At 62.6% G+C, this 17,307-nt stretch carries 20 protein-coding genes and 1 pseudogene; 13 read left to right on the plus strand and 8 right to left on the minus strand.

The window, feature by feature from the left end:
* Nucleotides 1-30: 30 nt before the first annotated feature.
* The 3 genes from QA640_RS22625 to QA640_RS22635 are packed head-to-tail and all read left to right on the plus strand — an operon-like array spanning nt 31 to nt 4,559.
* Nucleotides 31-1,635: a carboxyl transferase domain-containing protein gene (locus tag QA640_RS22625; RefSeq protein ID WP_283035172.1), complete on the plus strand. Its 1,605-nt coding sequence runs from the start codon at nt 31-33 to the stop codon at nt 1,633-1,635.
* 2 nt (nt 1,636-1,637) lie between these two features.
* On the plus strand, nt 1,638-3,641 hold the full coding sequence (locus QA640_RS22630; RefSeq protein WP_283035173.1) for an acetyl/propionyl/methylcrotonyl-CoA carboxylase subunit alpha: 2,004 nt from the start codon (nt 1,638-1,640) through the stop codon (nt 3,639-3,641).
* A gap of 6 nt (nt 3,642-3,647) precedes the next feature.
* Nucleotides 3,648-4,559: a hydroxymethylglutaryl-CoA lyase gene (locus QA640_RS22635; RefSeq protein ID WP_283035174.1), complete on the plus strand. Its 912-nt coding sequence runs from the start codon at nt 3,648-3,650 to the stop codon at nt 4,557-4,559.
* Nucleotides 4,560-4,701: 142 nt separating this feature from the next.
* Here the strand turns inward: QA640_RS22635 and QA640_RS22640 are convergent, their stop codons facing one another.
* From QA640_RS22640 to dctP, 3 genes are read right to left on the minus strand one after another with little or no spacing between them, the layout of a single operon-like run.
* Nucleotides 4,702-6,060 (minus strand): TRAP transporter large permease, encoded by a 1,359-nt coding sequence (locus tag QA640_RS22640; protein ID WP_283035175.1) that lies wholly within the window; start codon nt 6,058-6,060, stop codon nt 4,702-4,704.
* Nucleotides 6,057-6,611 carry a TRAP transporter small permease gene (locus QA640_RS22645; RefSeq protein ID WP_283035176.1) on the minus strand — a complete coding sequence of 185 codons (555 nt, stop codon included), beginning with the start codon at nt 6,609-6,611 and terminating at the stop codon, nt 6,057-6,059. The genes QA640_RS22640 and QA640_RS22645 overlap by 4 nt, the downstream gene beginning before the upstream one ends.
* Complete coding sequence (dctP, locus tag QA640_RS22650; RefSeq protein WP_283035177.1) at nt 6,608-7,630, minus strand: TRAP transporter substrate-binding protein DctP; 1,023 nt, start codon at nt 7,628-7,630, stop codon at nt 6,608-6,610. The genes QA640_RS22645 and dctP overlap by 4 nt, the downstream gene beginning before the upstream one ends.
* A gap of 333 nt (nt 7,631-7,963) precedes the next feature.
* Between dctP and QA640_RS22655 the strand changes: the two genes are divergently transcribed.
* Nucleotides 7,964-8,200: a pentapeptide MXKDX repeat protein gene (locus QA640_RS22655; RefSeq protein ID WP_283035178.1), complete on the plus strand. Its 237-nt coding sequence runs from the start codon at nt 7,964-7,966 to the stop codon at nt 8,198-8,200.
* A 132-nt stretch (nt 8,201-8,332) separates the two neighbouring features.
* On the opposite strand, the gene QA640_RS22660 is transcribed toward QA640_RS22655, so the two are convergent.
* On the minus strand, nt 8,333-8,686 hold the full coding sequence (locus tag QA640_RS22660; RefSeq protein ID WP_283035179.1) for a DUF6481 family protein: 354 nt from the start codon (nt 8,684-8,686) through the stop codon (nt 8,333-8,335).
* Nucleotides 8,687-8,953: 267 nt separating this feature from the next.
* Between QA640_RS22660 and QA640_RS22665 the strand changes: the two genes are divergently transcribed.
* The 4 genes from QA640_RS22665 to QA640_RS22680 all read left to right on the plus strand — a co-directional run bounded on the left by QA640_RS22665 (nt 8,954) and on the right by QA640_RS22680 (nt 11,306).
* A complete protein-coding gene (locus QA640_RS22665; protein WP_283035180.1) occupies nt 8,954-9,181 on the plus strand; it encodes a hypothetical protein in 228 nt (75 codons plus the stop codon).
* Nucleotides 9,182-9,243: 62 nt separating this feature from the next.
* The gene (locus QA640_RS22670; protein ID WP_283035181.1) at nt 9,244-9,453 is read left to right on the plus strand and encodes a hypothetical protein; all 210 of its coding nucleotides are present in this window, start codon (nt 9,244-9,246) and stop codon (nt 9,451-9,453) included.
* Between the two features lie 171 nt (nt 9,454-9,624).
* Nucleotides 9,625-10,362 carry a hypothetical protein gene (locus QA640_RS22675; protein ID WP_283035182.1) on the plus strand — a complete coding sequence of 246 codons (738 nt, stop codon included), beginning with the start codon at nt 9,625-9,627 and terminating at the stop codon, nt 10,360-10,362.
* Nucleotides 10,363-10,565: 203 nt separating this feature from the next.
* Nucleotides 10,566-11,306 (plus strand): transglycosylase SLT domain-containing protein, encoded by a 741-nt coding sequence (locus tag QA640_RS22680; protein ID WP_283035183.1) that lies wholly within the window; start codon nt 10,566-10,568, stop codon nt 11,304-11,306.
* Nucleotides 11,307-11,613: 307 nt separating this feature from the next.
* Here the strand turns inward: QA640_RS22680 and QA640_RS22685 are convergent, their stop codons facing one another.
* Nucleotides 11,614-11,742 (minus strand): hypothetical protein, encoded by a 129-nt coding sequence (locus QA640_RS22685; protein ID WP_283035184.1) that lies wholly within the window; start codon nt 11,740-11,742, stop codon nt 11,614-11,616.
* 164 nt (nt 11,743-11,906) lie between these two features.
* Nucleotides 11,907-12,173: a hypothetical protein gene (locus QA640_RS22690; RefSeq protein WP_283035185.1), complete on the minus strand. Its 267-nt coding sequence runs from the start codon at nt 12,171-12,173 to the stop codon at nt 11,907-11,909.
* A gap of 167 nt (nt 12,174-12,340) precedes the next feature.
* On the opposite strand from QA640_RS22690, the gene QA640_RS22695 reads away from it, so the two are divergent.
* From QA640_RS22695 to QA640_RS22715, 5 genes and pseudogenes are all read left to right on the plus strand, one after another.
* Nucleotides 12,341-12,502, plus strand: a complete 162-nt coding sequence (locus QA640_RS22695) for a hypothetical protein (protein WP_283035186.1) — start codon at nt 12,341-12,343, stop codon at nt 12,500-12,502.
* Between the two features lie 211 nt (nt 12,503-12,713).
* Complete coding sequence (locus QA640_RS22700) at nt 12,714-12,854, plus strand: hypothetical protein (protein WP_283035187.1); 141 nt, start codon at nt 12,714-12,716, stop codon at nt 12,852-12,854.
* 99 nt (nt 12,855-12,953) lie between these two features.
* Nucleotides 12,954-13,200, plus strand: a pseudogene (locus tag QA640_RS22705) (PilZ domain-containing protein); the annotation flags it as partial.
* Nucleotides 13,174-13,383, plus strand: a complete 210-nt coding sequence (locus QA640_RS22710) for a hypothetical protein (protein ID WP_283043127.1) — start codon at nt 13,174-13,176, stop codon at nt 13,381-13,383. The pseudogene QA640_RS22705 and the gene QA640_RS22710, both read left to right, overlap by 27 nt.
* Nucleotides 13,384-14,236: 853 nt before the next feature.
* The gene (locus QA640_RS22715; protein ID WP_283035188.1) at nt 14,237-14,410 is read left to right on the plus strand and encodes a hypothetical protein; all 174 of its coding nucleotides are present in this window, start codon (nt 14,237-14,239) and stop codon (nt 14,408-14,410) included.
* A 723-nt stretch (nt 14,411-15,133) separates the two neighbouring features.
* On the opposite strand, the gene QA640_RS22720 is transcribed toward QA640_RS22715, so the two are convergent.
* Both QA640_RS22720 and QA640_RS22725 read right to left on the minus strand, forming a co-directional pair.
* Nucleotides 15,134-15,418, minus strand: coding sequence for a hypothetical protein (locus QA640_RS22720; RefSeq protein ID WP_283035189.1), 285 nt, complete (start codon nt 15,416-15,418; stop codon nt 15,134-15,136).
* Nucleotides 15,419-16,474: 1,056 nt separating this feature from the next.
* A complete protein-coding gene (locus tag QA640_RS22725) occupies nt 16,475-16,642 on the minus strand; it encodes a hypothetical protein (protein WP_283035190.1) in 168 nt (55 codons plus the stop codon).
* Nucleotides 16,643-17,307: the final 665 nt, after the last annotated feature.

A 17,307-nucleotide genomic window follows, 5' to 3' on the forward strand; every position in this document is an offset into this window, starting at 1 on the left:
TCTCACCACGTCAATAGAAGCGCTGGACCCATGCTGCTCCACTCCATCATCGATCCTTCGTCATCGGATTTCGCAGGCAATGCCGAGGCGATGCGCGCGCTCGTCGCGGACCTCCGTGAAAAGCTCGCTCAGGTCGCCGGCGGCGGCGGCGAGGCTTCACGCAAGCGGCACACCGCGCGCGGCAAGATGCTGGCGCGCGAGCGCGTCGATCTCCTGGTCGACCCCGGCACTGCGTTTCTGGAGCTGTCGCCGCTTGCCGCCTACAGCCTCTACGGCGGCGACGTGCATTCGGCCAGCGTCGTCACGGGGATCGGGCGGATCTCGGGACGCGAGTGCGTCATCGTCGCCAACGATGCCACCATCAAGGGCGGCACCTACTACCCGATGACGGTGAAGAAGCACCTGCGCGCGCAGGACATCGCGCGCCAGAACAATCTTCCTTGCGTCTACATGGTCGATTCCGGCGGCGCCTTCCTGCCGATGCAGGACGACATCTTTCCTGACGAGCGGCACTTTGGCCGCATCTTCTATAATCAGGCGCAGCTATCCGCAGCTGGCATTCCCCAGATCGCCATCGTGATGGGGTCCTGCACGGCTGGCGGCGCCTATGTGCCGGCGATGTCGGACGAGAGCATCATCGTGCGCAACCAGGGTACCATCTTCCTCGGCGGCCCGCCGCTGGTGAAGGCCGCGACCGGCGAGGTCGTGAGCGCTGAAGAACTTGGCGGCGCCGACGTGCATTCGCGGCAGTCCGGCGTCACCGATCACTACGCGCAGAACGATGCGCATGCGATCGGCATCGCGCGTCGTATCGTGGGGACGCTGAAACCGCCGGCGCGGCCAAACCTCAACATGCGTCGGCCGCGCGATCCGGTGTTTGCGGCAGAAGAGATTTACGGCGTCGTGCCGGTCGACGGCCGCAAGCCGTTCGACGTCCGCGACATCATCGCGCGCATCGTCGACGGCTCGGAGTTCGACGAGTTCAAGAAACTCTACGGCACGACGCTGGTCTGCGGCTTCGCCCACATCTGGGGATATCCGGTCGGCATCATCGCCAACAACGGCATTCTCTTCAGCGAGAGCTCGCTGAAGGGCGCACATTTTATCGAGCTGTGCTGTCAGCGCGGCATTCCGCTGGTGTTCTTGCAGAACATCACCGGCTTCATGGTCGGCAGGAAATACGAGGCCGGCGGCATCGCCCGCGACGGCGCCAAGCTCGTTACGGCCGTGGCGACCGCCTCGGTGCCGAAATTCACCGTCGTGATCGGCGGCTCGTATGGGGCCGGCAATTACGGCATGTGCGGGCGCGCCTATAGTCCGCGTTTCCTCTGGATGTGGCCGAACGCGCGTATCTCCGTGATGGGCGGCGAGCAGGCTTCGATGGTGTTGAGCCAGGTGCGGCGCGACAACATCGAGGCCAAGGGCGAGAGCTGGTCGAAAGACGAGGAAGAGAAATTCCGCGCGCCCATCCGTGCGCAATATGAAAGCCAAGGGCATCCATATTATGCCACGGCGCGGCTGTGGGACGACGGTGTGATCGATCCGGCCGATACGCGGCTCGTGCTCGGGCTTGGGCTGTCAGCGGCGTCGAACGCGCCGATCGAACCCACGAAATTCGGCCTGTTCAGGATGTGACGATGGACCGCTCAAACCTTTACCGGCGCTTTCGCACGCTGCTGATCGCCAATCGCGGCGAGATTGCCTGCCGCGTCATCCGATCCGCGCGCGCCATGGGCCTGCATACTGTGGCCGTCTATTCCGAGGCCGACCGCGACGCGATGCACGTCGCGCTCGCCGACGAGGCCGTGCTGCTAGGGCCCGCGCGTGCACGGGACAGCTATCTCAATGTCGAGCGGTTGATCGAGGCGGCGCGGAAAACGGGTGCCGAGGCCGTGCATCCCGGCTACGGCTTCCTGTCGGAAAACGCCGAGTTCGCGCAGGCGTGTCTGAATGCCGGCCTCGTCTTCGTCGGCCCAACCGCCGGGATGATGACGGCGATGGGCTCGAAATCAGGCTCGAAGGCGCTGATGGAGAAGGCTGGCGTGCCGCTGGTGCCGGGCTATCACGGCGAGGCGCAGGACGATACGACGCTTGCGAAGGCCGCCGACAAGATCGGTTTTCCCGTGCTGGTGAAGGCCTCTGCGGGCGGTGGTGGCCGCGGCATGCGCATCGTGCGCTCGGCCGCCGAACTCGGATCTGCGATCGTCAGCGCCAAGCGGGAAGCAAAAGCGGCATTCGGCGACGACAAGATGCTGATCGAGAAATATGTCGACAATCCCCGCCATATCGAGGTGCAGGTGATCGGTGACAGCCACGGCAATCTGTTGTCGCTGTTCGAGCGTGAATGCACTCTCCAGCGGCGGCATCAGAAGGTGATCGAGGAGGCGCCGTCGCCGACGCTCAATGCCGCGCAACGCGAGACCGTCTGCGCCGCCGCGCGCAAGGCGGCCGGCGCGGTCAGCTATGTCGGCGCCGGCACCATCGAGTTCGTCTCCGACGGCAAGGACGTGTTCTTCATCGAGATGAACACACGTCTCCAGGTCGAGCATCCCGTCACCGAATTGATCACCGGGATCGATCTCGTCGAGTGGCAGTTGCGCGTCGCCTTCGGCGAAACGCTGCCGCTGAAGCAGGATGAGATCCGCCTCAATGGGCACGCCATCGAGGCGCGTGTCTATGCGGAGAATCCGACCAAGAGCTTCATGCCCTCGGTCGGCAGGATTTCGACCTGGCGTTTGCCTGAGGAGGCCGGTGGCCTGCGCATCGACGCCGGCTATCGTGAAGGCGATACCGTCTCGCCCTACTATGACGCAATGCTCGCCAAGATGATCGCGTGGGCGCCGACGCGGGATGCGGCGATCGAGCGGTTGAACCGCGGGCTTGAGAATTCCGACGTCCGCGGCATCGTCACCAACATCCCGTTCCTCTCGGCGCTGGTGACGCATCCGAAGGTGCGATCGAACGCGATCGATACCGGCTTCATCGAGCGGGAGCTGGCGGGGCTGACGGCGGCAGGCGCTGCGCCCGGCGAGCTCGAACTGTGTGCGGCCGTTGCAGCTATCGTCAATGAGGAGCACCGGGCCGCTCAGGACGATACAATTTCACCCTGGCGGACCTTTGGCTGGCAGCCGGTCGGACGGCGTCAGCGCAGCTTCGCCTTCCGCGTCGGCCACGGGCCGGAGCAGACGATTTCGCTGAACTATGGCAGCGGTCCCTCGACGCTCGTCATCGGTGAGCGGGAGCTGGCTTTCGCGATGGCGCCGAAGGAGGGCGGATTCGATTTGACGCTCGACGGCGTCAAATCATCGGTCGCGGCCGTGATCGATGGTCACGAGCTCTATTTGCGCACGCGCAACGGGCGGTTCGAGCTACACTGGGTGGATCCGTTCGGCGGCGAGAGCGAGGAGCACGTCGGCGAGGACAAGATCGCCGCGCCTTTGCCGGGAACGGTGGTGGCGGTGCTCGCGGCGGAGGGGGCCAAGCTTGAAAAAGGCGCAGCAATCCTGACGCTCGAAGTCATGAAGATGGAGCAGACGCTGCGCGCGCCGTTTGCGGGCGTTCTGACGGCAATCAAGTGCAAGGTCGGCGACATCGTGCAGGAAGGCGCCGAGCTTGCCGAGGTCGAACCGATCGGCGAGTGAGATCATATGAGCGACGAGGTCCGCATCATCGAAATGGGGCCGCGCGACGGCCTCCAGAACGAGGAGACGCCGGTCAGCGTGGAGGCGCGCATCGCCTTCGTCGAGGCGCTGGTCGCGGCCGGTCTTCACACCGTCGAGGTCGGCGCCTTCGTCTCGCCCAAAGCGATCCCGCAGATGGCGGGCTCGGATACCGTGCTGCGCGGCGTGAGCCACCTCACGGATGCCGAATTCCACGTGTTGGTGCCGAACGAGAAGGGCTTTGACGCCGCGCGTGCAGCTGGCGCGAAGGTCGTCTCGGTGTTCGCGGCAGCTTCGGAAGGATTTTCACGGGCCAACATCAATTGCTCGATCGCGGAGTCCATCGAGCGGTTCAAGCCTGTCCTTGCCCGCGCGCAGGCCGACGGCGTGAAGGTGCGCGGCTATATCTCGTGCGTGCTGGGATGCCCCTTCGACGGCGAGATCAAGCCGAAAGCCGTCGCCGATCTCGCCAAGACGCTGTGGGATCTCGGCTGCTACGAGATTTCGCTCGGCGACACCATTGGCGTCGGCACGCCGACCAAGGCGAAGGACATGTTGCGCTCGGTTGCCGCGAACGTCCCGGCCGCGCATCTCGCGATGCATTTCCACGACACCTATGGCCAGGCGCTCGCCAATCTCTATGCGGGGATGGAGGAGGGCATCCGCGTCATCGATTCCGCCGCCGGCGGGCTCGGCGGCTGTCCATATGCGCCGGGCGCGACCGGCAACGTCGCAACGGAGGACGTCGTCTACATGCTGGAGGGCATGGGAATCAGGACGGGTATCGACATGGAGAAGCTGCTGCCGGTGACGAACGAGATCAGTGGCTTGCTCGGTCGTCCGCCGGTGAGTCGCGTGGCGACGGCATTGAATGCGAAGAAGCGGCGTGCGGCTTCGTAGCGAACTCGTAGGGTGGGCAAAGCGAAGCGTGCCCACCACTTCTGTGAAACCATTTCTGTGTGTAGCTATCGAAAGATTGTGGGCACGGCGCTAGGCGCCTTTGCCCACTCTACGGCAGTGCCGTTAGCCCGCGGTAGAAGCTTCACCTGCTGCCGTCGGGGCCCATAACGAGATCCGGCAGCCAGGTCGAGATCTCCGGCACGAAGCAAAGCAGGAGCACGGCACCCATCATCAACAGCACGAAGGGCAGCGTCCCCCAGATCACCTCGCTCAAGGGGATGTCCGGGGCGACGTTGCGGATGACGAAGATGTTGAGACCGACCGGCGGGTGGATCAGCCCCATCTCCATCACGATGGTCATGACGACGCCGAACCAGATGATGTCGAAATTGGCGGCACGCAGCGGCGGCAGGATGATCGGCGCGGTCATCAGGATGATCGAGACTGGCGGCAGGAAGAAACCGAGCACGACCACCATGGCGAGGATCGCGAACAGCAGGCCCCAGCGCGGCAAGTGCATCGCGACGATGGATTCGGCGGCCGATTGCGAGATGTGCAGATAGCTCATCACGTAGGAATAGAGCAGCGACATGCCGATGATCATCATCAGCATGGTCGATTCCCGGATCGTCGACTTCATGATCGGCCCGAGATCTGTCGGCCGCCAGACGCTGTAGATCATCGCGATCAGCGCCAGCGCGAGCAGGCCACCCAGTCCCGCGGTCTCCGATGGCGTGGCATAGCCGCCATAGAGCGCGATCATGACGCCCGTGAGCAGCAGCACGAACGGAATGACGCGCGGCAGCACGCTGAAACGTTCGGCCAATGTGAACTCGTCGCGGGTCAGGATCGCAGCCTCAGGGCCGCCGTTCTTGTAGGCGGCTTCAGCCGCCGCATATTCCTGGCGGAAGCGGATCACGGCATAGGCGCCGAACAGGCTGACGAGCAAAAGCCCGGGGCCGATGCCGGCGAGGAAGAGCCGCCCGAGCGATTTTTCCGCGGCGACGGCAAACAGGATCATGGTGATCGAGGGTGGCAACAGAATGCCGAGCGTGCCGCCGGCGGCGATGATCCCGGCGGCAAAGCCGCCGGAATAGCCGCGCTTGCGCATCTCGGGAATGCCGGCAGAGCCGATCGCCGAGCAGGTCGCGGGCGAGGAGCCTGCCATTGCGGCGAACAGCGCGCAGGCGAAGACGTTGGCGACGCCGAGGCCGCCGGGCACGCGGTGCAACCAGGCGTGCAGGGCCGAGTAGAGGTCCTGGCCGGCGCGCGACTTGCCGATCGCCGCACCCTTCAGGATGAAGAGCGGGATCGACAGCAGCGTGATCGAGGCCATTTCCTCGTAGACGTTCTGCGTCACGGTATCGAGCGAAGCGGCGGGCATGTAGATGCCCATGAACACGACCGCAACCGCGCCGAGCGCGAACGCGATCGGCATGCCGGAAAACATCACAAACAGCGTCGCCAGCCCGTAGGACAGGCCAATACCGAACACGCTCATCGGCGCTTGGCTCCGGTGAAGGGAAGGGCGAGCTGCACGATGATCTGCACGCAAAGCAGACTCATGCCGAGCGCCATCAGGCTGTAGGGAATGGCGAGCGGCGGCGACCACATCGAATTCGAGACCTGGCCGTCGACATAGGCCTCATGCGTGAGTGTCCAGGACTTCCAGGTGAAGAAGGCGCAAAACAGCAGCGTCACGGCGTCGACCAGCCAGAGCCGGATTCTGTTCGCGAGCGGCGACAATAGCCCGACAAACGCCTCGATGCCGATATGCCCGCGGTTTTGCTGCACATAGGCCGCCGTCATGAAGGTGGCGCCGACCAGCAGGAACACGGCGGCCTCGTCCTGCCAGTAGTTGGCGGCCTTGAAGAGGGCGCGGCTCAGCACGCTGTAGCTCAGGATCGCACAGGCGGCGACCAGCGCGAGCGCAGCCAGCACGACGATGACGCTGTTGACGAAGGCGAGACCGCGATCGAGCGCCGCCGCAAGCCCGTGGCGTGCGGCGGCATCGACCGGTTCGTCACGATCCGGAAGCGGACCGTGCATCATGCCGAGACTTCGGAGGCGAGCTTGAGCAGGCTCGCCGCGGTCGTGGTCTTGGCGCCATAGTCCTTCCAGGCGGTATCGCGGGCGATATCGCGCCACTTGCCGACGGTCGCCGCATCGAGCGCGCTGACCTTGGCACCGGCCTTCTCGTAGACCTTGGCGACCTCGATGTCGTCGTCCTGCGCGCCCTTGCGGCCGAAGGCTTCGAGCTCGGTGCCGACCGCAAGCAAGATGTCCTGATGGTTCTTCGGGAGCTTGTCGAAGATCGCTTTCGACATCATCAAGGGCTCGAGCATGAACCAGTAGGAGGCGCCGGCTCCCGAGGTGAGCGATTTGGCGACTTCTTCGAGGCGGAACGAGATCAGGCTGGTGGAGGAGGTGATGCCGGCATCGCACGCGCCGGTCTGCATTGCCGCGTAGATTTCGTTCGAGGGCACCGACAGCACCGAGGCGCCCGCGGTTTGCAGCACCATGTCCATCTCGCGCGATCCGCCGCGCACCTTCATGCCCTTGGCATCTTCAGGTGCCACGATCGCCTTGGAGCGGCTGGCGACACCGCCGGCCTGCCAGACCCAGGTGAGCAGGATGATGCCCTTGTCGGCGAGGAAGTCGGTCAGCGCCTTACCGACCGGCTCCTTCTTCCAGCGCATGCCCTGATCATAGGTCGTGACGAGGCCCGGCATCAGGCCGATGTTGGTCTCCGGCAGTTCTCCGCCGGCATAGGGCATCGGATAGAGCGAGATGTCGAGCGCACCCTTGCGCATGGCGGAGAACTGCGCGTTGGTCTTGATCAGTGAGGAGTTCGGATAGATCTCGGCGGCGATGTCGCCATTGCTGCGCTTTGCCACTTCGGCTGCGAACATGCGGCAGAGACGGTCGCGGAAGTCGCCCTTATCGATCGTGCCGCCCGGAAATTGGTGCGAGATCTTCAGCGTCGTCGCGGCCTGCGCGGTCCCGGTGCTGAAACGGAGAATGGCGGGCGCGGCAACAGCTGTCGCGAGAAGGTGACGTCGCGTGAACATGGAATGATCCCCTTGAACGGTTCTTGATTGGGTCTTGAGGCCGGCGGCTGGGCCCGTCCTAGGCGGCCATCGGCCCGATATTCTCTCATCTGATAGTGCGAGACCGGATGCGGCGGCAAGTCGCGGACATTTGCTGCGCTGCACACGCGCGCTCCGGTTCCACCGCACTAGCATGGCTCACGCAGGCAAAATTGTGTCGGCCAGGAAACGGAAGCAGGGCGAGGGTCGGAAAAAATTCGGATCGCCCGTGTAACAACGGGGTCGGCTGTCCCGTCGAGCAGGAGTAGCGGCATCCGTCGCTGGCAACCACCACCCTCGAAGGGAAGATGAACCATGACCATTCGTACCCGCATCGCGCTCGGCGTCACCGCGGCCGCTCTCTCGCTCAGCCTGGCCTTCGCGCCCGCCTACGCCATGGATGAGATGAAGAAGGACGGGATGAAGAAAGAGACGATGTCCAAGGACGGCATGAAGAAAGACACCATGTCCAAGGATGACGGGATGAAGAAGGATACGATGTCCAAGGATAACATGACGAAGGACGACGGCGGCATGATGAAGAAGAAGTGATCACGCCGTCATCGTCATTGCGGCGCGCGCGATGGCGCGAGCCCCAATGCGCAATTGCGCATCGTGGAATCGGATTCGATGCGACGGGACCGCGCCAGACGCGGGCCGGTCGCATCGAATCCGGTGTGACGGTTACCTCCGCTTGCCCTTGGCCTTGCGGGCGGCGTAGCGCGCATCGCGCTTGGCCTTCTGCTCGGCTTCGAGCTCGGCCTGTCTTGTGGCGGCCTCCTCGGCTTCGCGGGCAATTCGTGCGGCTTCCGCAGCCGCAGCCTCTTCCTCACGCCGCTTCTGCTCGGCCTTTTCTGCCTCGCGCGCCGACTTTGCCTCGGCGCGCTTGGCGGCAATCGCCTCGCGCTCGGCACGCCGCGCCGCGACCACGGGGTCGTCGTGCGCCGGCTGCGATTTGAATTTGTTCAAAAGATTTTTGCGGGCTTCCTGTGCCGCCTTTTGCCGGTCTGCGAAGCCGGGTTCCCTGAATCCACTCATCGAACGAGCCTTGTCTTCCTCGCTTTCAATCCTACATCAGCGCCTTGGGTGCGGCGGCCGCGAACAAACGCGTGCCGCGCGACGAACAAGCGTGTACATCTATGCGCGTCGCGAAGCCACCCATAATCGCAGCCTATCAGGTCGCGAAAAATCGCTGGAATCGCCGATCTTTCGTAGTCCGGAAAAACTGCCGAATTGTGATCCCCCTCACAAGGGAGCACCGGGGCGGCGCCTAGTGTCCGCACCGAGACGAACGGAGCTACGGCGATGAGTATTTTCCAGCTGTCTTTACGAACGCTCGCGATCACATTTGCGACAGTGGCACTCGCCGGCATCGCCGTTTTCCTGGCCCAGCCCAGATCGGTCGAAAGCGGCGTGCTCGGCGCCGAATGGGAGTGCAGCCGGACGGCGTTTGTGCTCACGACCTGCGCGCCGCGTGTGCAGCAGGCCGCCTCAGCATCGAACAAGGTGGCGCTTCGCGCACCCAAGCCCTGAGCAGGGTGTGACGTGGCGCCGCAGAGATGGTAAGGGGCAGCAATTCACGGCTTGACCTTGCCATGCCCGATATCCAGCCCAATCCGCCATCAAAGCGGCAACCAAGGCCGCCCGGCGATAATCGCCGCGGCGCCATCGCCGGACTGATCATTGCCGTCGTCATCCTCGGCGTCGGCCTTTGGTTGGCGCGCGATCTTACCGCCGCCAGCAAGATGCAGGATTGCCTGATGTCGGGGCGCACCAATTGCAACGTGATCGAGCCGGCGCGCTAACGCGGCGGACGAAAAATTGCCGTGATCTTAATCATTTGTAACGAGACATCGCTGATCAGCGGGATCAGCCTTGTCCGCCGGCATCACCCGGAGCCCGACATGATTGGGTCTCCGGACCACGGCGACGACAGATGGGCGACGACAGATGAGAGAGTTAAGGGGTAGGCATCAATGCGTGCATCCAGCCGGATGAAGATTATCATTCCCTTGGTTTCGGCCGTGTCGCTGCTCGCGCTTTCGGCGCAGGCGCAGGACTCGAGGGTCGGCCAGCCGCCGGCACCCGGTGCGGGCGCGCCGCCACACGCCAATGCTCCCCAGCCGACGCGCAAGGGACCACCGCCGCAGCAGGCCACGCGAGTCGCGCCGCCGCAGGGTGCGCACCAGGGGCCGGTGGGCGGACCAGCGCCAGGACGCTACGCGACCCGCGGGCCGGTGCCGCAGCGTGACTGGGGCGGACACGCCTATCGCGGCAATCTCGCCTGGGAAGGCGGACGCTGGCGGCATGAGAACCACAATGGCCGCTATGGCTGGTGGTGGGACGTTGGCGGCGTCTGGTACTACTATCCGGAGCGCATGGACGGACCGCCCGCCTATATCTCCGAAGAGTACATCGATGATGTACCGGTGGCCTATGCGCCGCCGCCGGCTTATGCACCGCCTCCGCCGCCAGCTCCGGCAGACCCGGGCGCGAGTGCGCTCGGCGGGGCCATCGTCGGTGGTGTGCTCGGTGGGCTGATCTCCGGCAACGCGACCGGAGCTGCCGCCGGCGCCGTGCTTGGCGGGGCGACCGGTGCGATCGCCGGCGCAACGGCTGCATCGCAGCCGGGTTATTATTGGTCCCAGGGCAATTGCTACTACCGCTATCCGAGCGGCCAATACGTGCTTGCCGATCAACGCGCGTGCTACTGATCAACCGATCGATCCACGATCTGACCGAGGCGGGCTCAGGCCCGCCTCTTTCATTTGACGCGCTGTATCGCGGCGCGATCGCGCGGCGGATTTGCCGATAAGCGTTGTTAACTGGCCTCGGCTATCAAGCGCCGATGAGGTCTTGCACGCGTTTTCCCTGGATCTTTTACGGCGCGCCGCTCTATCTAGCGGCTGCGCTTGTCTTGGCAGCCGGGCCAGTGCGCGCTGGCGCGGCGGATGATAAGGCAGCCGCCGTCGGCGTCACCAGCGCGGTCACGTCTGACAGTGTCGAAGCTCCATCAGTCGCAGATGCCGAGCCGTTTCCGGCGCGCGCGTCCGTTCGCGCGCTGATCGAGAAGGAAGCCGCGAAGACGAAATTACCGCCCGATATTGCGGAAGCCGTGGTCTTCGTCGAAAGCCGCTACGATTCCACGGTGATCGGCCGCGTCGGCGAGATCGGGCTGATGCAGGTCAAGCCCGAAACGGCAGCCATGCTCGGCTTCAAAGGCACCACGGCCGAGCTCGCCAGACCCGAGATCAATATCCACTACGGTGTAGCCTATCTCGCCAGGGCCTGGCGGCTGGCGCAGGGCGACCTCTGCCGCGCGCTGATGAAATACCGCGCCGGGCACGGCGAAGAGACAATGACGCCGCGCTCCGTGATCTACTGCAATCGCGCACGCAACCGCCTCAGCGCGACGAACTCGCCGTTCGCAACGCCAGGTGCGCCGGCGGTCGTGGCGCCGGATTCCGAGCCCGCGCGGGCCGTCATGAGCGCGAAACCGCAAGCACGGCCGTCACCGGTCAAGCCGACCGATGTCTATGCAACAGACAAACACGGCACTGCGGCGGCCAGCCGGGCATTCTGGGCCGCGCACGAAGCGCGCGTCCGCGCGATCAAGGCGCGGATCGAGGCAAAATGGCGGCGCGTGGCGGCGCGTTAGGCAATCCGCGCTGTTGCCTATGTCTCAATCATTTTTGGGCGCGCGGACACGATCGCTCGAAGAGCCCAGTGTTTCCTGTGGCGACGCACAACGACTGCCTGAAATTTTGTCTGGTGTTCCCGGTGAGTTCGCGGTTCTGATGAAAGAAAAAACGAGTGAACTGATTCGCGGGGAAACGGGACATGCTGGACGCTATCCAGATCAGCGTTGCGCTTTGGGGAATGATCGTGTGCGGCAGCATCAAGGCCGCGCAACTGGCGCCACATCTTTTCTAGAAGATCGGCCAACGCACCACTGCTATTCCGGCTCAGATCAGGCCGCCGATCCAGGCGACCATGACGACGCCGATGGTTACGAGATAAGCGATGCCGAGCAGATCGCGGTTCCGGCGCGGCGCCTGTGCGTCCGTGGCTGCGGCTTCAGCGTCGTGCGTCATGGCGGGCAGGAGGTGTCGGTTGATGGGTTGTTGGCGTGACCCGCGGCCGCAACGTCGCGCGGCCGCATGAGTTGCCTTTCAGCCGAGGAATCGCGACGGCTCTGTGATTAAATTCACATTCGCAGTCGCAATCCGTGAACCGGCCGTCACACGAACGTGCCGGATCAGGCGGCCCGGCCCCAGTCAGCCGAGGGGGCAATGGCCTCGAGCTGCCGCTGCAGTGTCACAACCGTCGCCTGGAGGTTGTCGCGGCGTCCCCGCAGCGTCTGGGCCAGCATGGGATAGGCGAGGTTTGCCGGATCGAACACGCCGGCCTTGCGCTCCTCTTCCTTGATATCGGCATCGAGGAGTTGAACCCTCCATCTCAGGTCCGCGATCAAGGCATGGAGCTGTGTGGTGGCGGTCGCTTCGAAGCGGGACATCGGCTGCATGGGCTTGCCTCATTGTGAAACAGACCCACGGCGGGTCTGGCTGATAGTGCATGCCTGAGCAAAGCGAGTGCCAATTCGAAGGAGGGCCGAAAGCCGCAAGGCGTCGTTGCTCGCGTCCCCGCATTTGTACGGGGCGAATTGTCACGCTTTGTCCACTTCTGCGGGGCATGATCGCCGTCATGAGTGCGGAGTACGACCCCGAAAGTGAAGCCGAGGCGGCGATGAAGCGCGCTGCGGCCTCCGAAGGCGCCGACCGGCAACGACTGATCCAGCTTGCGCTGGCGTGGCATCAGCTTGCGCGCGAGCGGCGTGGAAACGACGCGAAATAGGGGACGTCCCCGACCTGGCCTCGGCGTTTTGGAACGCTTGGCTCCTGACCGACTTGCCTTGCTGTGCCGACGACCGCCGACTGTCGGCACGTGGGAGTGGCGGCCTCGGTGTGATGCCCCCCGTACCAGCCGAGGCCGTTTCGGATCGCGACGACGGACGCCGAGCATGCGGCGATCTTCAATTCGATCACTCCGATCGAGGAAGGCGCGGATGAGCTTCACCTGGTTCGCGATCGTTGCGGTTGCCGGCTTGGTGCTCTTCCTGTGCATTCATTTTGGCGAACGGGCGCAGCAGGCGGCTCTCGAGCAACTCTCGACGGGCTCCTCGCAATCGGTCGGCCAGCGCAACTGATCCTCAAGTGACTCACACAAGCTCTTGAGGGGCGCTGCGCTGGCGAAGCGCGACTGCACTCCGCTACCGGCAGCGCTTCGCCCCAAGAGGCACGGATTCATGGGTGGGTTTGAACAGCGTGCCAGTCCCGGCGTCGCTTTCGAAAGCGCCTACGAGGCCCGCGTCATGGGTATCGACGGCACATGCAGCGCGCGTGCGAGATCCACGATGTGTCCGATGGCGGCGCCAGGCCGGTCATCGAGAGATCGATCGAAGGCCTCGGCCTGAAGGAATTCTTCCTTGTCCCGGTCTCGCCTACCGTCGCTGCGAGCTCACCTGGGTGAACGGCGACTTCGTCGGCGTGACGTTGAACCGGGCGAAGGGGAAGGGCAAATCGAAGCGGGATGAGAGCCTGATGACGTTGCGCTCACTCGCCACTTCAGCTCCTGAAAAACAGCAGGGCTTCCGCCGCCGCGGAAGGGATGCCTGTCGTGGACCTTTCGAAAGTCTTTTGTTCGACGCCTGCGTCCTGTCTGTTTACGCACCGTAGAAGATCTTGATCCCCCACAGCACGATGACGATACCCAAGATCAAACTGGCTGCCGCCAGTACACTTTCCAAGGAAGCGACTCTCATTCTACTCTCCGCTTCCCAGCCCCGCTTCCGATCTAGGTGATTCGCTGATTCTCCGGCAATTGCGGGGATCTCACGCTTTGACGTTCTTTCTCGGATCGTTGTTTGCGCGCCACAACCGTATTTTCACGGATCGACGGCCCAGCAAGGCAGGCATTGACGCGCAGCGGCGCTTGTTTCGAACGGTGATCACGAAGCCGATTGGCGCGCGATGAGATTAGGATGAATCGTCATCGCGCTTTAGGTTGTGGTTTGCGCATGATCTCGCGCAAACGCGTTTCGCGTTTATCGCGAGGGAAAACCGCTTCACACTTTTCCGGATCATGCTTTTAGACGATTTGGGGAATGCAGTGGGCTGCCCGGCGGAGGAGGTGGCCAGTTGATGTGATCGAGCTGCAGTTGGCCTCGCACCGCGAACGCGCAATCCGTCACACGGGAGCTAAGCTCAACAATCCTGTCGGCGGTGAGCAGATATGATTGGCCGTCGCCTCGCTCGGTGGTCATGGCGATCATCCACGACCAGCTTGGCGCCGACCGTCTCCGGCAATTCTTGGACGCTGTAACCGAGGACATGGCGCGGCATGCCGCCAAGACCTTGAGGAAGCCGCCGAGCAGGCCCCAGAGCAAAGCACTGGAACCATCGGGCCGAGTTTGACGCCAATCGCCAACATCAAGGAGGAGGCGAACGACACTGATGCAGTCTTGATCAGTTCAAATTCCGCTTTTAGTCTCGTGACTTTCCTCAAAATATTTCAGTTGAGAGAGTATTCATGGACACCAAAAATCTGCGCTTGCGAACGCACCAAAGGAATATCGACCGGTACGAGGGCTTGCTCAAAACCCAGCTAACCGACGCCGAACGACAATTTGTTGAAAAGCGCCTATCCGAAGAGCGTTTCTCGATGGCGAATTTGGAGCATACGGGACCAGCCCCAGGCGCCTGAGAAGGCGGCGGCCTTCAGGCAACAGGCTGACGTGTTCATCTGGCTGAATACCCTCGTTCACCAAACGTTCGATGGGGAAACTACGATAACCACAACCGCCTGGTCTGCTGGAGGTATGAACGGCAGCCTATGCGAACAAATTGGCAACGGGCAGGATGGGCCGAAACGTCTTGGTGCAGCCACGTCCGCCTCCCTGATTTTCCATTTTCAGGTCCCCGGTCACCACTCGGACAACGGGCGCCAGTGCCGGCCAGTCGCCACCCGGTGACCGGGCGCCCCCCATTGCGCGGGTCGTAGCTGACGCGTGGCTTTACTGACAAAAATCCGCCCGGGTGTATCCTTCTGCGGGCGGAGCTTGAGTCGTCATGCTGGAAGCCATTCTCATATTGCTGGGAATCGGGGCCGCAGCTCTTCTGCTGATCGCGTTCTGGGGATTGCACAGACACGTGTAGGACGCCCCGTGAATCGCCTTATGCTAGGGGGACGTGGAAAATGGTCGGGCCCGGCGTCCATCACCGGACGTACGCGCGCCGGGCCGCGAGCGCTTGATTGCCAGATGGTCGAAGGCCTGTCGGTTTACGTTGGCGGCCTTCGTTTCGCTAAGGCGCGATGAGATCAGGATGAATCGTCATCGCGCTTCAGGTTGTTGTTTGCGTTTGATCTCCGCGCACGCGCTCTGCGTTTTTCGCGGGGAAAGGCGCTTCACCTTTTCCGGATTTTGCTTTAGGCCTCAAGATACGGGACGGCGAAGTGTTCGCAGATCGATGCAAAGGTCTTTTTCGCTTCGGCGTCCTCGAAGCAAAAACGCATCCCCTTGTCAGCCCGCTCGATCGACCAATCCATTTTGCTTCCCCGTGCAATTCGGGACGCCTCGGCACGCAATTGATCTAGTTGTCTGCCGTAAACGCGGACGATTACGCTGTTTTCCATGGTTTGAAACTCATTTGGCTGAAACGGTCCAAAAATTACGCCGCCATCTCGAAATGAACTTCCCCGGCGACGCTCCATCGAACTGGGCCCTCTAAATCCCCAGCGACCATAGCTTATCAATCCTGACGCCATGCCCGTGTGAAGAGGTTTACAGGGGTCGATCAGGCTGGCGGGTCTTTTCGTTCCCAAAAAGGCCGCAGCGACAACCGCGCCGCTGCGGCCCCGCCGGGTCAAAAAAATAGGTGAAGTATTCGCCAGCCCCGGTGTTCGTAAGCCTACGCCGACATTTCTACCCCGCAAATCAAAACCGCTGTTTCCCTTAACGGAACCAGATTTACTGTTGCGCGCGGACGACAGATTTTGGCGGAATAACTAGCAGAATACCGCTGCAAGCTCCGGGCCTGTACGACGGCCGGGAGCCGGAATACTGCGAGGACGATCCCGCGGAGTGGGGATTGCAGACTTCGAAGGGTTGCTTGAACAGGTTGGTTGGCAAGACTGGCAGCACACGTTGATGGCATGAAGGAACAATCCTGGCGCCGCCGCCACGGCCATCCAGCTTGCCGCAATTCCCTGAGAAGGAAGAGGACGCGCTGATCATCCTGCGGTTGGCAACAGAGTTCGTGACCGACTTCCTGGCCGAACGGGGGCCGCACCGAAGCGGTCGCCGGCGTCCTGCTGATCGGGGGTAACGAATGCGCCTGATCTGGCTTCAGGCACATCGATGAAGCAGGGGCGCTGCCGGGCTCGAAATTCCCTGTCCCCCCGGCAGCGCTCTGTTTCAAAACTGGGCGCTGAAATCCCAGTTGATTTCACTGTGCAATGGTCATGCCACAGGTTTGTGACAGCACGCCCGCCGGCAAAGAGAAGGCCCCAGCCGGCGTTGAGAAACGACTGGGGCTGCAAGTGGGGGATATCCTTTCGAACTAGCGAGGGATATCCGGCCATACAACGCAAAGGGGCCGATTTCCGGTTTTCCCGGTTCGCGCTAGGGCGTCCTCACCCCATTATTCTTTCAAGGGCGACAAGGGACATAAAAACGAGCACGACGACTCCGATAAAGGTAATGCCGAGGAAAACGTTGTGCATGATGCCGCCATTGAAGGAGGCCACTAACGGAGGCGGCCTTTTCTTTCAGTGAACCCTGATTTTTTCGAGGGGGAGCCGCAGTTCTGCCGCGCGCTCCTCTCTGCACTTCTTCCGGAACTCAATTTCTCGCCGCTCGAATTCAACCAGTTCCTTCCGGGCTTCTTCTAACAGTCGATCGCGCGGCGGCATTGCTAGTTGAGTGCGTTCCGTCATTACTTGCTCCCGTCTGACGAGACGTCCAGATATAGAAGGGCTTGAGTCGCGAGAAGGTTCACTGCCGCAAGATTACCGATTTATGACGACGGCCATGTCCTCGCATTCGAGGGCGGCATCATTCAAACGATCGCTCTGTTCTGTGCCACTGAGGACGATGCAAGGCTGCGAGGGCATCGACGACCACCCCGTAGAGGTTTGGGAAGGGCCACGCCGGATAACTCGGTTTGAGGCCAAGCACTAGACCGCCGGTTCACGCTGGCGGACCTTCCTCTTTCGACGGCGGTTGCACGGGCGTCTTGGTTTGACCAATTCTATTGCAGCGCGGGCAGATGAATGCGTGCAATATCATCTGTTCTGACGCGATGAGAACGGAGCGAGACCCATTTCGATGTTGCAGGTCTCGCAAATCGGAGTGGTTGCTTGCTCCAACGATCGTCTGAGAATTTCCATCCGCGGCGCACCCAATTCCTCCGTTCCGGAACATTTTAGGCCGTTTGGACCAGACCGGGCAGCGCCAACTGAGGCGGCCTTTTGGCTGAGGTACTTGTACTGTCGCTATAGCATTCTTCATTTTTCCGAATTTTATCCAGAGGTCACTAACCATACCACCCATTTCTCCTGCACGCTCCCGGCCGGGTGTTAGCCTGCTTCCTCGAGGGAGA

This window comes from Bradyrhizobium sp. CB82, from assembly GCF_029714405.1.
Lineage (GTDB): Bacteria > Pseudomonadota > Alphaproteobacteria > Rhizobiales > Xanthobacteraceae > Bradyrhizobium.

Bases quoted from the DNA above. Each gene is read 5' to 3' on its own strand.
- QA640_RS22715 (WP_283035188.1), top strand. From the start codon at position 14,237: ATGGACACCAAAAATCTGCGCTTGCGAACGCACCAAAGGAATATCGAC.
- QA640_RS22625 (WP_283035172.1), top strand. From the start codon at position 31: ATGCTGCTCCACTCCATCATCGATCCTTCGTCATCGGATTTCGCAGGC.
- dctP (WP_283035177.1), bottom strand. From the start codon at position 7,630: ATGTTCACGCGACGTCACCTTCTCGCGACAGCTGTTGCCGCGCCCGCC.
- QA640_RS22655 (WP_283035178.1), top strand. From the start codon at position 7,964: ATGACCATTCGTACCCGCATCGCGCTCGGCGTCACCGCGGCCGCTCTC.
- QA640_RS22660 (WP_283035179.1), bottom strand. From the start codon at position 8,686: ATGAGTGGATTCAGGGAACCCGGCTTCGCAGACCGGCAAAAGGCGGCA.
- QA640_RS22630 (WP_283035173.1), top strand. From the start codon at position 1,638: ATGGACCGCTCAAACCTTTACCGGCGCTTTCGCACGCTGCTGATCGCC.
- QA640_RS22635 (WP_283035174.1), top strand. From the start codon at position 3,648: ATGAGCGACGAGGTCCGCATCATCGAAATGGGGCCGCGCGACGGCCTC.
- QA640_RS22640 (WP_283035175.1), bottom strand. From the start codon at position 6,060: ATGAGCGTGTTCGGTATTGGCCTGTCCTACGGGCTGGCGACGCTGTTT.
- QA640_RS22725 (WP_283035190.1), bottom strand. From the start codon at position 16,642: ATGACGGAACGCACTCAACTAGCAATGCCGCCGCGCGATCGACTGTTA.
- QA640_RS22690 (WP_283035185.1), bottom strand. From the start codon at position 12,173: ATGCAGCCGATGTCCCGCTTCGAAGCGACCGCCACCACACAGCTCCAT.
- QA640_RS22670 (WP_283035181.1), top strand. From the start codon at position 9,244: ATGCCCGATATCCAGCCCAATCCGCCATCAAAGCGGCAACCAAGGCCG.
- QA640_RS22695 (WP_283035186.1), top strand. From the start codon at position 12,341: ATGATCGCCGTCATGAGTGCGGAGTACGACCCCGAAAGTGAAGCCGAG.
- QA640_RS22720 (WP_283035189.1), bottom strand. From the start codon at position 15,418: ATGGAGCGTCGCCGGGGAAGTTCATTTCGAGATGGCGGCGTAATTTTT.
- QA640_RS22675 (WP_283035182.1), top strand. From the start codon at position 9,625: ATGCGTGCATCCAGCCGGATGAAGATTATCATTCCCTTGGTTTCGGCC.
- QA640_RS22665 (WP_283035180.1), top strand. From the start codon at position 8,954: ATGAGTATTTTCCAGCTGTCTTTACGAACGCTCGCGATCACATTTGCG.
- QA640_RS22645 (WP_283035176.1), bottom strand. From the start codon at position 6,611: ATGATGCACGGTCCGCTTCCGGATCGTGACGAACCGGTCGATGCCGCC.
- QA640_RS22685 (WP_283035184.1), bottom strand. From the start codon at position 11,742: ATGACGCACGACGCTGAAGCCGCAGCCACGGACGCACAGGCGCCGCGC.
- QA640_RS22700 (WP_283035187.1), top strand. From the start codon at position 12,714: ATGAGCTTCACCTGGTTCGCGATCGTTGCGGTTGCCGGCTTGGTGCTC.